General features: G+C 55.8%; 10 protein-coding genes and 2 pseudogenes. 1 reads left to right on the plus strand and 11 read right to left on the minus strand.

The window, feature by feature from the left end; translation table 11 throughout:
• Positions 1 to 453 precede the first annotated feature (453 nt).
• From CSQ89_RS15515 to CSQ89_RS22950, 8 genes and pseudogenes are all read right to left on the minus strand, one after another.
• Positions 454 to 648: a hypothetical protein gene (locus CSQ89_RS15515; protein ID WP_139022856.1), complete on the minus strand. Its 195-nt coding sequence runs from the start codon at positions 646 to 648 to the stop codon at positions 454 to 456.
• A 186-nt stretch (positions 649 to 834) separates the two neighbouring features.
• Positions 835 to 2,163, minus strand: a complete 1,329-nt coding sequence (hslU, locus tag CSQ89_RS15520; RefSeq protein WP_099407032.1) for an ATP-dependent protease ATPase subunit HslU — start codon at positions 2,161 to 2,163, stop codon at positions 835 to 837.
• 70 nt (positions 2,164 to 2,233) lie between these two features.
• Positions 2,234 to 2,767 carry an ATP-dependent protease subunit HslV gene (gene hslV / locus CSQ89_RS15525; protein ID WP_099407033.1) on the minus strand — a complete coding sequence of 178 codons (534 nt, stop codon included), beginning with the start codon at positions 2,765 to 2,767 and terminating at the stop codon, positions 2,234 to 2,236.
• A gap of 219 nt (positions 2,768 to 2,986) precedes the next feature.
• The gene (locus tag CSQ89_RS15530; protein ID WP_139022855.1) at positions 2,987 to 4,216 is read right to left on the minus strand and encodes an STAS domain-containing protein; all 1,230 of its coding nucleotides are present in this window, start codon (positions 4,214 to 4,216) and stop codon (positions 2,987 to 2,989) included.
• A 149-nt stretch (positions 4,217 to 4,365) separates the two neighbouring features.
• The gene (gene pbpC, locus CSQ89_RS15535; protein WP_374701359.1) at positions 4,366 to 6,480 is read right to left on the minus strand and encodes a penicillin-binding protein 1C; all 2,115 of its coding nucleotides are present in this window, start codon (positions 6,478 to 6,480) and stop codon (positions 4,366 to 4,368) included.
• Positions 6,481 to 6,765: 285 nt separating this feature from the next.
• Positions 6,766 to 7,089: a rhodanese-like domain-containing protein gene (locus CSQ89_RS15540; protein ID WP_099407036.1), complete on the minus strand. Its 324-nt coding sequence runs from the start codon at positions 7,087 to 7,089 to the stop codon at positions 6,766 to 6,768.
• Positions 7,090 to 7,315: 226 nt separating this feature from the next.
• Positions 7,316 to 7,408, minus strand: a pseudogene (locus CSQ89_RS23710) (SEC-C metal-binding domain-containing protein); the annotation flags it as partial.
• A gap of 60 nt (positions 7,409 to 7,468) precedes the next feature.
• A pseudogene (locus CSQ89_RS22950) lies at positions 7,469 to 8,350 on the minus strand (DUF1186 domain-containing protein); the annotation flags it as partial.
• 120 nt (positions 8,351 to 8,470) lie between these two features.
• Between CSQ89_RS22950 and CSQ89_RS15550 the strand changes: the two are divergent.
• A complete protein-coding gene (locus tag CSQ89_RS15550; RefSeq protein ID WP_099407037.1) occupies positions 8,471 to 11,749 on the plus strand; it encodes a DEAD/DEAH box helicase in 3,279 nt (1,092 codons plus the stop codon).
• 54 nt (positions 11,750 to 11,803) lie between these two features.
• Here the strand turns inward: CSQ89_RS15550 and CSQ89_RS15555 are convergent, their stop codons facing one another.
• The 3 genes from CSQ89_RS15555 to CSQ89_RS15565 all read right to left on the minus strand — a co-directional run bounded on the left by CSQ89_RS15555 (position 11,804) and on the right by CSQ89_RS15565 (position 14,620).
• Positions 11,804 to 12,748: a carbohydrate kinase family protein gene (locus CSQ89_RS15555; protein WP_099407038.1), complete on the minus strand. Its 945-nt coding sequence runs from the start codon at positions 12,746 to 12,748 to the stop codon at positions 11,804 to 11,806.
• Between the two features lie 179 nt (positions 12,749 to 12,927).
• Positions 12,928 to 13,554 (minus strand): TetR/AcrR family transcriptional regulator, encoded by a 627-nt coding sequence (locus tag CSQ89_RS15560; protein ID WP_099407039.1) that lies wholly within the window; start codon positions 13,552 to 13,554, stop codon positions 12,928 to 12,930.
• Between the two features lie 274 nt (positions 13,555 to 13,828).
• The gene (locus CSQ89_RS15565) at positions 13,829 to 14,620 is read right to left on the minus strand and encodes a substrate-binding periplasmic protein (RefSeq protein WP_199065611.1); all 792 of its coding nucleotides are present in this window, start codon (positions 14,618 to 14,620) and stop codon (positions 13,829 to 13,831) included.
• Between the last annotated feature and the right edge of the window lie 812 nt (positions 14,621 to 15,432).

Genomic DNA, 15,432 nt, shown 5'->3' on the forward strand with positions numbered 1-15,432 from the left:
CCTACCATCGCCGACAAGCCCGTTGCTGTCGCCGCGCCAAACGTGCTCAGCAAATAGTCGGTGTACAAATCGAGTTCTTTGTTCTTCATGGCGACAGGTTAGCGTATGCACTGCGTAACATCAGTATCTAAGCGGTTTTCTCGCTGTTATTTCAATGTGGCTTGGCTGCACGAGCAATGTCTATCGCCGATCCTGGCAATTTTGCTCATTCCTTCTGTTGGGCAGTATTTGGTGCCAGCATTACATCAAAACTTATCACTTCATGGATGACCAGGGCGTATTACGTGAATCATTTGCTCTACCGTTATTTGTGCTTCTGTTTGGGGGCGGGATACTCTACATAGTGGTGCTGAGTATTCTGCATGGTTGTCGTTTTGTTAGGGCTTATCTCCGGTAATGAGGGGGCGCTATTCTCACGCTGATTTTACCCTTGGGCTAAATTGACTCTGTTGTTTAAGTCTTGTGGAAAGTCGTTGTTTTGGCCAGCTGCACGACTTTGCAATCCTTCACCGCGTACTTCGCCAAATCCCGTTCGATATGATGCTGCGATACGTTGGTAAGACTGAGTACGGTGACTATCATGGCTAACACCACACCGGTAGCGATGCTTAAGCGGACGATCAGGTCATTGATTTGGTAGGCTTTCATGGTCATTCCCTTGGTGGTTTCGCCTGTTTGGCGGGTTTTGTTGGATGTATATTGGCCAAACCCGCTGGACGATACTTCCCTTGCGCGACAGCATGATTAAAGTGCAGGATGAACGACGTTTTGCCTGGATGAAATACAAAAGGGGTGGCATTCAGCCACCCCTTTTTCGTATGAATAGAGATATGACTACAGGACGTAACGCGCCAAATCTTCGGATTCGGCCAGCTTGCCCAGACGGTTATCCACGAAGGCGGCGTCGATACGGACTTGGCCGGCCATGGCATTGAAAGCGACGTCTTCCAGCAGGCGTTCCATCACCGTATAGAGACGGCGCGCGCCGATGTTCTCGGTTTTCTCGTTCACCTGATAAGCAATTTCGGCAAGGCGACGGATACCATCGGCGGCGAAGTCGAGCACTATGCCTTCGGTGGCCAATAACGCCTCGTATTGCTTGGTAAGGCAGGCGTCGGTGCCCGTGAGAATTTGCTCGAAGTCGGCGACGCTGAGAGATTCCAACTCCACCCTGATGGGAAAGCGGCCTTGCAGTTCGGGAATAAGATCGCTGGGTTTGGCCAGATGGAAGGCACCTGAGGCAATAAACAGGATGTGGTCAGTCTTTATCATGCCGTACTTGGTGGACACGGTGGTGCCTTCAACCAGCGGCAACAGGTCGCGCTGAACCCCCTGGCGAGAGACCTCACCACCTCCCTGACCCTCGCCCCGGCTGGTGACTTTGTCGATTTCGTCGATAAAGACGATGCCGTTTTGCTCGACTGCCGCCAATGCCTCGGCCTTGAGTTCGTCTTGGTTCACCAGTCGGCTGGCTTCCTCCTCGATCAAGGCTTTCATGGCATCGGGCACAAGCAGTTTGCGTGCTTTGCGCTTTGGCTGGCTCATCCCTTGAAACATGCTCTGGATCTGGCTGCTGATTTCCTCCATGCCGGGCGGGGTGAAAATCTCGGTGTTCACTTGCGCCTCTACCAGTTCAATCTCGATTTCCTTGTCATCGAACTTGCCCTCCCGCAGCATCTTGCGGAATTTCTGGCGGGTTTCATTGGTCTCGCCTGCTGCTGTGGGCTGCATGCCAAACGGTGTATGCGGTGGTGGCAATAATGCGTCCAGGATGCGTTCTTCAGCGGCATCGTCGGCTTGTGCCCTGACCCGCTTGGTAGCCAGGTCGCGGGTTTGCTTCAACGCCATTTCCACCAGATCGCGGATGATGCTGTCTACATCGCGGCCAACGTAGCCCACTTCGGTGAACTTGGTGGCTTCCACCTTGATAAAAGGCGCGTTCGACAAGCGTGCCAAGCGCCGTGCGATCTCGGTTTTTCCCACGCCGGTCGGGCCTATCATCAGGATATTCTTGGGCGTGATTTCGTTACGCAGTGGGTCGGCGACCTGCTGCCTGCGCCAACGATTGCGCAGTGCGACGGCTACGGCGCGCTTGGCTTTGTCTTGGCCAACAATGTGCTTGTCCAGTGCGTGGACAATTTCCTGCGGAGTCATCTGAGTCATTTCATTCCCTTTGTGGGTCAGGATGCATCCTGACGGCCATCATCGGTACCGTCCTATCGGGCAAGCACCGTTACAAGGTTTCTATCACGTGATTGTGATTGGTGTAGATGCAGATATCGCCCGCAATCTCGAGGGATTTCTTCACCACGGTTGCCGGGTCGAATTCGGTGTTGTCGAACAGCGCTTTTGCCGCGGCCTGGGCGAATGCGCCGCCCGAGCCTATCGCGGCGATTCCTTGTTCGGGCTCCAGTACATCGCCATTACCGGTAATGACCAAGGTGGCGGTTTTGTCAGCAACGATCAGCATGGCTTCCAGGCGGCGCAGCATGCGGTCGGTACGCCAATCCTTGGCGAGTTCCACGGCGCTGCGCAGAAGATGGCCTTGGTGTTTTTCAAGCTTTGCCTCAAAGCGTTCGAACAGAGTAAAGGCATCGGCTGTACCGCCGGCAAAACCGACCAATACGTTGCCGTGATAGAGCTTGCGCACTTTGCGAGCCGTCGCCTTGATGACCACATTCCCCAGGGTTACCTGGCCATCGCCACCCAGTGCCACGCTATCGCCACGGCGGACTGAGAGGATGGTGGTGCCGTCGAATTGCTGCATATCAGGACTTCCACTTTAAAGAAAACAACTGTTTAGAAATGGGCCCAGATGGGTGGAATGCAAGCGTAGATTAACGATTTTCCACATGACTCAGGGTCGATGGGCTGTAGGGACACCAGGGGGGTGAGCAAGTGCAGTAAAAAGCATGATGGGTCAGTTATCAGCAAAACGGCCTGCGATTAAGGCAGGCCGTTTTGAGCACTCATCTGAACGGTAACGCTATTTTTTGCGGACGATGGTAGTCACATCAGCAATACCCATGATACGGAACAGAGCGACAACCAGTTCATTCGCACCCATGATGATAATGGGCTTGCCTTGTACTGTAATGCCTACCAGTGTGTTCATCAGCATGCCGGCACTGACGAAATCCACCCGACTCACGCGAGAAAAGTCGATGCGTATACCGCCGGTATGTTCATCGGCATAGGCTTGCAGGTCGGCAAATGAAGCCTCTGTGGCAGCCACGATAGGGCCGTTGAAATTGTAGGCGTCAAGGACTGGTTCTGGCGGCGGGGCTTCGGCACGTAACAGGGCTTCTTCCTGCACCACTTCGGCAGCCGTCTTGGTTTTAGCGGTGGCATCCCAAGAGGGTGGCGATACTTCGAAAGTCACGGCGAAATCAACTGCTGAGTTTTCAAACTCATCATGTAAACCAAGCTGTTGGTAAATTTCCAGTAGTAGTAGCCAGAAAGGCATCTCTTCGTCGACGCGGCGCATGACTTCGAGTTTGGACTTCAATTTTTCGACCAAGCCCGTGCCGCCCGTTGATTGCAGCTTGGCCTTCTTCTTCTTCATCTTGGCCCAGCGGGCCACGATGGCCGCGGCAGCGCCTGATTCGATCTGCTCGATACGGCTGAAATCAACCCGCACCTGTACCCCATTCGCAGTCTGCTTTTCCAGCTGGTCGAGCAGTCCTTCGATGCTTTCGGTTAGCACCTTCTGCGGGAACATGAAGTAGGGGCCGCTGGTCTTTGCGGCTTGTGGACCGGGTTTGTCGGCGCCTTGTCCTTTTTGCCAGACTGGTGCGCTACGTTCAAACTCGACGACAAACTTCAATGCCAGATCATCAAACTCAGGCCGTAGATTCCGCATCTGGAACAGGTCGAAAAGCATGAGCCATGTATCAAGGGCATGCCGACCTTCCACACTGGCAAGTTCGCCAGCCAGCACGCTGATTGCGTCCTCGACCTGATCATTGGCGAAGGCGATGGCGGCTTGCTCCATCGCCGGTGACAATACGTCACTACTCTCCAGCAAATCAATGCCCGCGCCACCAGGGCCTACCGAGCCGATGGTGGAGAAATCCATGATGGAATCCAGGACGGGAATCTCCCGTTGAGAATCTCCGTCTGCTGGAGTTTGACCTGGTTTATTGGGCTGAACGATGCGCGGCTGCTTGGGCGCATCCGGCTCGACGTCCTTTTTCTTGAAGAAGGAAAACACCACGATTTTGTCCCGATAATCCGTGTCAATCGAACGTATAGACTTGATTCTACTTCTGAAGGCCTATGTCTCGCACGCCGGATTTGTGTCAAAACGTTAAGGATGGCGGTCTCGCACCAGCCGAAGTACTTGAGCCATACAGGTAAAGCAGTTCATTTGTTGCCCACGCCCCGTACTTGGAACTGTACGCTATCGGCCACAGTGCCAGTCTGATTTTGTAGACTGAGGCGATGTACGCCAGGGCTCGGTTGCCAAGCCAATGGCGCATCAGCTGCGCCCAGTTTTTGTCCATTCAGCCACCATTGCATACCTTTTGCCTGGCTGGCGCGTAGCCAAAGGCGCTGACGGTTGGCTGGGATGTCCGGGTCTAAAGCGACAATCATCTGCTTTGCAGGATAGACGATGGATGGCCCTACGTAACGGCTAGAAAGCTCAAAGCCACTTTGCTCAGTACCTGCAATGAAGTATTCCTGGCGAGGGGCTTCAACGGCAGGTAAATAGTTGATCGATTCCTTGACGATGCTGGCGGGCATGGCCGGTGCAAAGGCATCGCCGCCGAGCAGACCCACAATCGACCGCCAGGCAGGTGCTGCGCCACTGACGCCGGAGACATCCCACATCGCCTCCCCATCGGCATTGCCCATCCAAACACCGACCACATACCGGTTGGTAAATCCCATTGCCCAGTTATCGCGCATATCCTTGCTGGTACCAGTCTTTGCGGCGGACCATACCGACGTGGCCAATGGATTATCCAGACCAAAGGCGGGCGACCGCGCAAGGCGGTCAGCCAGGATATCGGTGGTCAGCCAACTTGCTGCTTCGTCGATGACTTGTTGACCTGTGCTGGAAGGTGCGCCGGGCTGTAGCCGCCATGGTGTCAGCCGGCCACCGTTGGCCAGTGCACGGTAGGCATTGGCCAACTGGATAAGCTGCACTTCGGCACTGCCTAGCGCCAAGCCATAACCATAGTAGGCAGGTTGCTGGGGCAGGGGGAGCCCAAGCGCGTTCAGGCGTGCATGAAAGTCATCCAGCCCAACCAGCAACAGCGTACGCACTGCCGGGATATTGAGTGAGGATGCCAGCGAAGTTCTGGCGCTGACCGGGCCTCGGAAGCTGCGGTCGTAATTTTGCGGGATGTACTGTCCTGCAGCCGTGGTGAGCGCGACTGGGCTGTCATCAAGCAAGGAAGCCGGGGTCAGCAGCTTGCGCTCGAAAGCCAAGGCATAGAGGAAAGGCTTGAGGGTGGAACCGGCCTGCCTGGGTGACACAACGCCATCAACGAATCTGGCGCTTGAGCCTGCACCTATCTGCCCTACCCAGGCTAGTACTTCGCCGCTCTGTCTATCGAGCACCACGGCAGCCGCGTCCCGCACATTGCGGCCTTCCAGTTGCGCCAGCTGAGCCTGCAATTGGGCACGCACCTGGGCTTGTAGCCGGGCATCAATCGTGGTGCGTAAGGCTTGGCCGGCAGTTGGCCTGAGTTGGGCGATGAGTTCTGGCGCTGCATTCGGCCCAGGCAGGGCGGCTTGTGGGGCATTAAGACGAGCCAGTGTCTGTGCACGAATCGCAGCACAGCCAGTGGTTAAGGCAATGTGGAGGGCAAGTGCGCAGGCACGCCGGGCTACGCGGTCTGGTGGCGCGTTTGGTGCACGTAACAGGCTGGTCAGGATCAAGGCTTCTCGCTGATCCAATCCCCTCGGCGCTTTACCGAACAACAGTCGGCTGGCGGCATCGATACCGACGAGTTCACCTCTGAAGGAGGCGAGATTCAGATAAGCCTCGGCGATGTCGGCTTTGCTCCAGTCCCGTTCCAATGCATAGGCTGCACGAATCTGTCCCAGTTTTTGCCATATGCTGCGTCGCCCATCGGTGCTGCGCAAGTCGGGTTCGATAAGCCCAGCGAGTTGCATACTCAAGGTACTCGCACCACGTAGGTCGCCGCTGGCACTGTCGAAAGCCGCAGCCGCCATGGCGCGCCAATCCACTCCGCCGTGTTTGTAGAAACGGCGGTCTTCCGCAGCCAGTACGGCCGGTAGAAGCGTAGGGGAAATGTCTGCCAACGTTACCCAGGCCAAGCGACGCTGCTGTTTATCAACCCGAGTGCTTTGTATTACCTGGCCATGCCTATCAAGCAGCGATGCTTCGGAAGACCGCCAGCCCTTGCGGATTGCGGCTGGGTCGGGTGGTGCACTGCAAGCGGCTAATAGGCTAGTTAATAGGGCGATTTGCAGAATATTTGTTGCGTTGCGGAACTTTGCGGACAGAGTGGTCTCTGAATAAGCATGAGGTGTGTAGGCCTCATGTTTTGTTGCATTGTATCTCCCTTGAATCCTGTCTCCCCAACAGGAAACTAAGCGGCGCAGCCAGTTAGGCTGCGCCGATTTTTTTGCCATATCAGCCCTCATGAGAGGGACTTGAAAAGCAGCACTTAGGCGAAACAAGGCGGACACGAAAAACACCACAAGGGTTTGGCATAGATCGAGAAGATGTTTTCTGCAGCAGGGAGAGGCTGCCGTAAGCAGGCAAGCGACAGATAGGGCCGCCAGCGCTCAATATCGTGCCATCTCCGGGTCTATCTCACTGGCCCATGCGGCCACGCCGCCATTCAGGTTATAGACTTCATCAAACCCTGCCCGTTCCAGAAAGCTGCCGACCTGATAGGAACGCATGCCATGGTGGCAGATCACCACGGTAGGCAGCGTGGAGTCCAGCTGGCCCACATTGGCTCGAATCGTATCCATGGGTCGGTTTTCTGCGCCGGCAATCTGGCACGTCTCGAACTCCCATGGCTCACGTACATCCAGCAGGAACGGCTTGGGGCGGCTATCGTCGGCTAGCCAGGTGGCCAACTCAGTGGGGGTAAGGTGTTTCATGCGGTCTACTCGTCTTGTTGTGGTGGAGTCGGTTTAGAACCTGTCTGAACTCTGCTACGCGTCATGCAAATATGGCGTTGAAAACAGCCTCGGAATGCGCATTTACCGCTTGTAAACGCCGCTTCCTCGGCTATTTTCGACTTATCTTGCCTAGCTCGCTAGACCTGAAACCGGTTTTTAGGAACGCATCACTTAGCGTTTTCGCGCAGCAAGACCATGGGCCGGTTCAAGCGTTGGCGCCACAGCATTTCTTGTACTTCTTGCCGCTGCCACAAGGGCAAGGGTCGTTTCGGCCTACCTTAGGTGCTTCACGTTTGATTGGAGCTTGCGATTCGCGTTCCGTCTCTTCGTCATCTTCATCGTCGTGGAAGCAAGCCCAGCGGCCAATCTCACCGATGATGTCGCGTGGGTAGCCCCAGCCGTGGTCCAGCTCTTCGGCGATGCAGGCTTGCCAGCTACGCGTCAATCGTGTCTTCGATTCCTCAAATGACAGGAAGGCGTCATCAATCAGCCCATCTTCGAACCATTGGGCAATCTGCGCTGTCAGTTCATGTGCCCCGATTTCTTCCATCGAGACGACCAGTTCACAGAGGTAATCTGTGTGGGTGCCCTGTTCCGGTTGTAAGCCCTCGTCCATCATCCGCTCGGCTTCACGTGTCCCCTCAGCTTCTAACCATGCCAATAGTTTTTCACGCGGATAGTCGCCCTCAAGGCTGCGTAAAGTCAGGGCGCGCAGGGCGGCCGAGCGGCTCCAGAAGTAAGCGGTGCGGTCGGCTGCCAGCGCTTGCAGCGCGGCTTCATCTTGCGGGCAAGTGGCAGCCAGCGCGCGCGGTGCGCCTTCTGTCAGATGGTCTCCAAGCAAGTCTTCCAGCGTTTCGCCCTCCAAGCGCAGCAACTGCATCATCGGTGCAAATGCCTGGGTTTCGCGCAACGCAGCCAAAAGGTGCATCGCGTACAAATGCAGCATCCAGCCTTCATCGTCGTTGGCTCGCTTGGCGGGTTCGGCTGCACAGGCGGTCAGCTCGGCCAAAAACGGCTTTACACTGATACCGGGTTGGCGCAAGGCCGCTTCCAATGCCAGTTGGGGAAAACTTTCGTGAAAACGGCTTAGCTCTGCTTCGATGTCGGACCAGTTTTGCGGCAGTGCCGTTTCTTGTTCGGCGGATAAAACAGCAGAAGATTGCATCATGAAAGCTTTCGAAAAATGAGCTAAAGGGCCTGATTCTGGCGCTATTGTAAGCCAGTCATTCGCACTACTCATTGGCGCAAATCATTGGAACAGACAAAAATCTGCATGCAAGGCAGATTGGTATAAGCGGCAGGGTCCGCCGGGCTTCTGGGTGCAATACAATATCCGTCTTCTTTCCCGCCTTATGCCGCTATGTCTACCCCTCCTACCTATACCCGCCAAGAGATCGTTGCTTGGCTGGGCCACCATACTGTAGCCAAAGGTGAAAACTGCCTCAAAGGGGTTCGGAAGGTGCGCTGGCATCATCAGCAACTCATGGCAGAGGTACAGGGGACAGCACGGTACCCCTACCAAGTAGATATCGGTTTTCGTCGCACGCCGCACAAGCGTTGGCAAATCTCCGCCGAATGCACCTGTCCGGTTGGCTACGAATGCAAGCACGCTGCCGCTGTGCTGCTTACGGCGTTGGCCCAGGAGGCAGACAACGCGGAAAGGGCGGTGAATCCTGCTGTACTGGAGTGGTTGGCGAATTTCCAGGCTAGGTCGGGTACTGCCAATACCCGCAAAAAAGGCAATCCACAGCAGTTGTTTTATCTGATGCATCTGAGTGGCAATGGTCAGGTCAGCATCAGCTTTTGTAAGGCTCGCTTACCGGCTGATGGCGCGCTGCGTCAGCCGGGGGAGCGTTGGGATAACATCGACGGGGCATTACGCCGGCCACTCAGCTTTATTGATGACGCGGATGTAGCCATTCTGGGCCTGCTACGGGCCCAAATTCGCCATCAAAACTGGGTTTACGGCGAATACCCGCTCACGGGCAGTAGCAATGTCATGGTGCTGGAACAGATGATAGCCACCAGGCGTCTGTACTTCACCGACTCGCGGCTTGGTTTTGTCGGCCCCTTGCGCTCGGCAGCAGCCCGACCCGCAGTGCTATCCTGGCAACGAGATGGCCTTGGGCGGCATAGCCCCCGGCTGGTGGCGACCCCGGCGGGTTTATGCCTTTCGCTTGGGCTACCGCATTTTCTTGATGTCACCACTGCCGAGGTCGGCCAGCTCCAATTAGACGCCGATTGGTTAGTGCTGAACCAAGTACTCAGTTTGCCGCCGCTGGGTGAGGCGGAACTCCTCTTGGTGGTAGAGGCGTTGCGCCCACAGTTGCCCGAAGCCATGCTGCCCAATGTGGTGCAACCTATAGAGCGGCGGCTGGAACCCGCACCTTGCCTGATTCTCGACAAGCTCCCCACCTTTGGTTGGCGCGAACACCGAGATTACGATTTCCAGCTGGGCAGGGCCGATTATGACATTGCAGTCCCCCGTTTTGACTATGGTGGCGTGCTGTTGGCCCCGGGGGATACGGATAGCCTGGAATACGACAGCGACGGCCAGCTAATATTGATACGCCGTAATGGCCCGGCTGAAGCTCGCTTTCTCAAGGAGTTGCAAAAGCAGGGCTTGAAAGCCGTCGCGGTGTCGCGCCTGGTTACGCAGGCAAATGATCTGGAGGGCATGCAAGGCTTGATGGGGTTGTCGCATGAGCGTGATTGGCCCTTGTTCATGGGTCAGGGCTTAACACGATTGAAACAGCTGGGATGGCGAATAGAGATTCGGCCCGGTTGCCGCCATACCGTGGCCGAGCCTAATGCTTGGTTTGCCAGCATTGTAGAATCCCAGCAGGGTTGGGCCGTTGCGATGGAGGTCGAATTCGATGGCGAACGGCATCCGCTGGCGCCTATGTTGGCAGACCTTGTGCAACGGCAACCGGCATGGCTGCAAGCTAGCCATCGCAGCAAGGCGGAAGATGACGACATTGTGATTCTGCATACCCAAGCCGCTCAGAAACTCGCCGTGCCCGCGGCACGGATAAAGCCGTTGCTTCAGATGTTGGCAGAGCTGTTTGACCATGTGGATGGCGACAAACTACAGATCAACACGTGGGATGCCCCACGCCTCGTCGAAGCGTTTAGTGAATGGCAGGTTGATGGTATCGAGGCCGCGAGGGCGATCGCTGAGCGCTTGCGCATTGCCGGTACGGTGGTGGCGGTGCCTGCGCCTAAAGGGTTGCGCTTGGCGTTGCGTTCCTATCAGTTGCAGGGGTTGGCATGGCTGCAATACCTTCGGCAGCATCAGCTCGGGGGCATTCTGGCTGACGACATGGGCTTGGGCAAGACTGCGCAGACGCTGGCGCACCTGTTGCTGGAGAAAGAATCAGGCCGCCTCGACAAACCTGCACTCATCGTGTTGCCAACCAGTCTTGTCCCGAACTGGCAGTATGAAGCCCATCGCTTTGCACCTGACTTGAGCGTGCTCGCTTTGCATGGGCCACAGCGCAAGGTGGACTTTGGGCGGATTGGTGAACACGACCTTGTCATCACTACCTATGCGTTGATCTGGCGCGATCTGGCCGAACTCAAACAATATGACTACCACCTGCTGATTCTGGATGAAGCCCAGGCCGTGAAGAATGTCAGCGCACGTGCCGCAGAAGCTGTGCGTGCGCTCACAACCCGACACAGGTTGGTTTTGACTGGAACGCCCATGGAAAACCATCTGGGCGAGCTATGGGCGCAGTTTGACTTCCTGTTGCCCGGTTTTCTGGGTGATGAGCGCAGCTTTGGCAGGCTATGGCGGCAGCCTATCGAAAAGAACGGCAATCTGGAACGGCAGTCATTGCTGGCCCGCCGTGTACGCCCCTTTATGCTGCGCCGGAAAAAAGACGAAGTTGCTCGGGAGTTACCGCCCAAAACGGTGATCGTGCGCAATGTGGAGTTGACGGGCGCGCAGCGCGAACTTTATGAAACCGTGCGGGCGGCCATAGACAAGAAGGTGCGCCAAGCCGTAGCGGGTAAAGGCTTTGCCCGTAGCCAGATCGATATCCTGGATGCGCTGCTCAAGCTGCGCCAAGTCTGTTGTGACCCGCGCCTGCTCAAGCTCGACAGTGCCCAGCAGGTACCGGAGCGGGCAAAGCTCGATTTACTGATGGAGATGCTGCCCGAGTTGGTTGCTGAGGGACGTGGCGTGCTGGTGTTCTCCCAGTTCACCAGCATGTTGGCGCTGATTGCGGCAGCGCTCGACCAAGCCAGCCTCGCCTACGTCAAACTCACCGGCGCAACCCGAGATCGTACTACGCCAGTTCAGCGTTTCCAGGCAGGTGAAGTGCCCATTTTCCTTATCAGTCTGAAAGCGGGTGGTGTAGGCCTGAACCTTACGGCTGCTGATGTCGTTATCCACGTTGACCCTTGGTGGAACCCCGCTGCCGAGGACCAGGCAACCGATCGCGCCCATCGCATTGGTCAAGACAAGCCGGTCTTCGTCTACAAGTTGGTGGTTGCCGGCAGCATAGAAGAGCGCATCCTTGCGCTGCAACAGCGCAAGGCGGCATTGGCAGCCGGGGTGTTGGGGGAAGATGGGCTCGACAGCCCCAAGTTCGGCTCAGACGATATGGCGGCGCTGTTCGCGCCGTTGGATTGAACCAAGTGACAGTCAAGTTAGCTGGGCGACCGGGCTAATTTTTCTCGACCAAGCTTACCAAGCTGGCAGATCAGTACCAAACGCAGCACGATACTCGGCGCTCAGGCTGGCGCGGTCGAAGTGGTGGTTCTGCCCACCTTTACTGGCGATCTTGACGGCACCCAGCAACGAAGCCAGTCGGCCTGTGACGTCCCAAGTCCAGCCTTTTTCCATGCCAAACAGCAGGCCGGCACGGTAGGCATCCCCACAGCCGGTCGGGTCGACAATAGCTTTGGGGGGTGCTGATGGGATGCGGAGTTCTTTGCCATCGACGTAGATATTCGAGCCATCGCCGCCCAAGGTAACGACCAGCACCTTGGTCATCTTGGCCAGTTCTGACAAGGTTTTCCCCGTCTTCTGGTGGACAAGCTCGGCTTCATAGTCATTCATGGCGACGGCGGTAGAGGCCGAAATACATTCGATGAGCTGCTCGCCACTGAATAGCGGCGTGCCTTGGCCTGGGTCGAAGATATAGGGCACGCCGGCCTTGGCGAGCTCCCGGCAATTGTTCAGCATGCCATCCAGGCCATCAGGGCCGACAATGGCGTAGTGCAGTTCCGGGCGGACTGCGGCGAAGCTGTTTTCGTGGGCGTAGCTCATCGCGCCGGGGTGAAACGCGTTGATCTGGTTATCGTCCAGATCGGTAGTGATATAGCACTGGGGGGTGAAGTACTGGTCGAATTGCTTCACGCAATCGCGGCGGATGCCCAGTTGGTCAAAACGAGCGGCGTAAGGAGTGAAGTCCTGGCCGACTGCGGCCATGACTATCGGTTCGCCACCCAGCATCTTGAGGTTGTAGGCGATATTACCTGCGCAGCCGCCGAATTCGCGGCGCATTTCCGGCACCAGGAAGGACACCGACAGCATGTGCACTTTGTGCGGCAGGATATGGCGGTCGAAACGGTCGGGGAAGACCATGATGGTGTCGTAGGCGACGGAACCGCAAATCAGCGTGGGCATGGCTAGATCCGATAGATTAGTAAGGATGTCTAAGAACCTGTCTAAAGTCTGCTGCGCGTCAGCAATACGGCGTTGAAAACACCCTCGGAATGCTCATTTACCAATCGTAAATTCCGCTTCCTCAGCTGTTTTCGCATTGTCTAGCTCTAGCTCGCGAGACTTTAGACAGGTTCTAATAGTTATTCTAGACGGGCTGGGCGGGTGAGATAGCCCAGGATAGCGTCCCCAATGGCTTGTTCCAATTTATCTGTTGCCAGGTGGGGTGTTGGTTCCAACACTGTTGCATGGTCGAGCGACTCCAGCATGCGCAGTACCATGTAGCTTGCGAGGTTGATATCCACTACGCCAAGTTCGGCGCGGTGCTCGTCGAGTATCTGACGAACGATGCCATGTACCAGCTGGTCCGCCGGGCTGACGTCGTAGGCGGGCTCCAGCGCTACGAAATTCCGCTCCAATACCCAATGTAGATCGGGCTCCAGCCTATGTGCGGCCAATACAGCGGCAATTAAGCGGCGTATACGCTTGGTTATGCTTTCTCTGCTGCCCGTGGATAGGTCACGAAGCAGTACTACCGCCATCTGCGCCACATGGCGTTCATGCAATGCGGCGATCAGGGCAAGCTTGTTGGGAAAGTACTGATAAAGCGAACCGACACTGACACAAGCCAACTCGGTGATTCGATTTGTATTGGTAGCGGCATAGCCATGCTGGGCCAATACGCGGGCCGTGGCCTCCAGAATGCTTTCCACTGTTGCTTGGGAGCGGGTCTGGCGTGGCGTCTTTCTTGGCGTTGTAGCAGTCTGCATGGGCTTTATCTGAGAACCTGTCTAAAAGTCTGCTGCGCGTCGGCAATATGGCGTTGAAGATGTCCTCGGAATATTCATTTGCCGCTTGTAAGCGCCGCTTCCTCAGCAGTTTTCGCCTTATCTTGTCCTGGCTCGCGAGACTTTAGATAGGCTCTGAGCGGATGTATTGAGCTGGTAAGCCTGAAGCTACCATAACGCCAGATAACGCGAGTGATGGTTCACCGACTGGAATTTGTCGGGATAGAGAGGCCGGGCAGCGTATTGCCCTAGATGGTTAATGCGGGGTCTTGAGATCGTAGAGGTGTTCAATCCGGGTAGATGTGCCGTCTTTAAGCATGGTGTGTAGTGAAGCTTCCAACTGATTTATCACTTCATCAGGCGTTTGCCGATTACAAGCCAAGTACAAATTGACACGATTGAACGTAAGCACAGGCACGATTTTTTTGGCTAAACCCTGCCGCATGATCAAGGTGCCGCCCTCGTAACGACCGGAAGCCCACAGATCAATCCGGTCGGCCATCAATTTGGCAGGGTTGAGATTTTCGTCCGGTGCGGTATCAACCTTGAAGTTCTTGGCGCGCAGGAAGGCGTCGCGACTATCCCCGTTGTAGGTGCCGATGACATAAGGGCGCGCTTCTTCAAGCGTCGTCAGATGCAATTTCCGCTCTGCTTTGCCATAGAGTACCCAATCGGTCGAAGCGAGTGGACCAACCCACTTGAATAGTTCTTCTCGCTCCGGGGTGCGGGTAGTCGAAAAGACACAGGTCAATTTTTGCGCCACTGCCAGTTCATAAGCCCGCCGCCAGGGCAATAAATCAAGGCGGTAACCCAGGCCGGCTCTTTTCATCAGCTCCCGGACCTTGTCCGTTGCAATGCCTGCGATATTTTCGTCCACCAGCATGTTGTAGGGCGGTGAATCTTCGGTAGTCAGAATCAAGGTTACCGGCGCAGGCGCTGCACGGATTGTGACTGAGGCAATGCATAGCCCCAGAAAGAACGTATAGATGCCAGCCGTAGTGGTTGTCACTGCCAAGAAACGCTGAAGGCGTAGTTGAGGGATATGCAAAATTGGCTTGGCATGCGGTACCTTATCGTTTCAAAACCATTCGTGACCATAATGCTGTACTTAAGAATGTTTGTTGTACGTCGGCGATACGGTGCTGGAAACGCCCTCGGCATGCTCATTCCCCTTGGGGAAACGCCGCCTCCGCCACCGTTTTCGCTTTGTCTGGCGTAAGCGCTAACTCGCGCGACATTGAACAGGTTTTAAGCAAAACGCTACCTGAGAAATACGCTGGGTTAAGGAAGCGGGCTGGCGATGTGTCGCTCACACCTTAGCGCGCAACATATTTTCCACCGGGCATCCTGAAACCCGCCTTTTGCTTGCTTAAAGTCTACTCGTGCGTTATCCCTCTCGAAACCCTTGTGATGACCTATTCGCAATCTGTTGTGTATATCCGTCAGTGGTCGAAGCGCAGCTTTTCACGCTGTAAGCGGGGAGGGTTTCGCGCAGCATAGGCAGTGATCGGCACTTCTTAGAACCTGTCTAAAGTCTCGCGAGCTAGGGCAAGATAAGGCGAAAACAGCCGAGGAAGCGGCGTTTACAAGTGGTAAATGAGCATTCCGAGGGTGTTTTCAACGCCATATTGCCGACGCACAGCAGACTTTAGACAGGTTTTTAGAACCTTGTTTACGATCTGTCGCGAGCCGTCGTCAGCACGGTGAAGCGCAGCGCAGAAACGGAGTGTACTTAACTGATGTTACGCAGTGCATACGATAACCTGTCGCCATGAAGAACAAAGAACTCGATTTGTACACCGACTATTTGCTGAGCACGTTTGGTGCGGCGACAGCAACGGGCTTGTCGGCGATGGTAGG

Origin of the sequence: Chitinimonas sp. BJB300 (assembly GCF_002735695.1) — a bacterium.
Classification (GTDB): domain Bacteria; phylum Pseudomonadota; class Gammaproteobacteria; order Burkholderiales; family Chitinimonadaceae; genus Chitinimonas.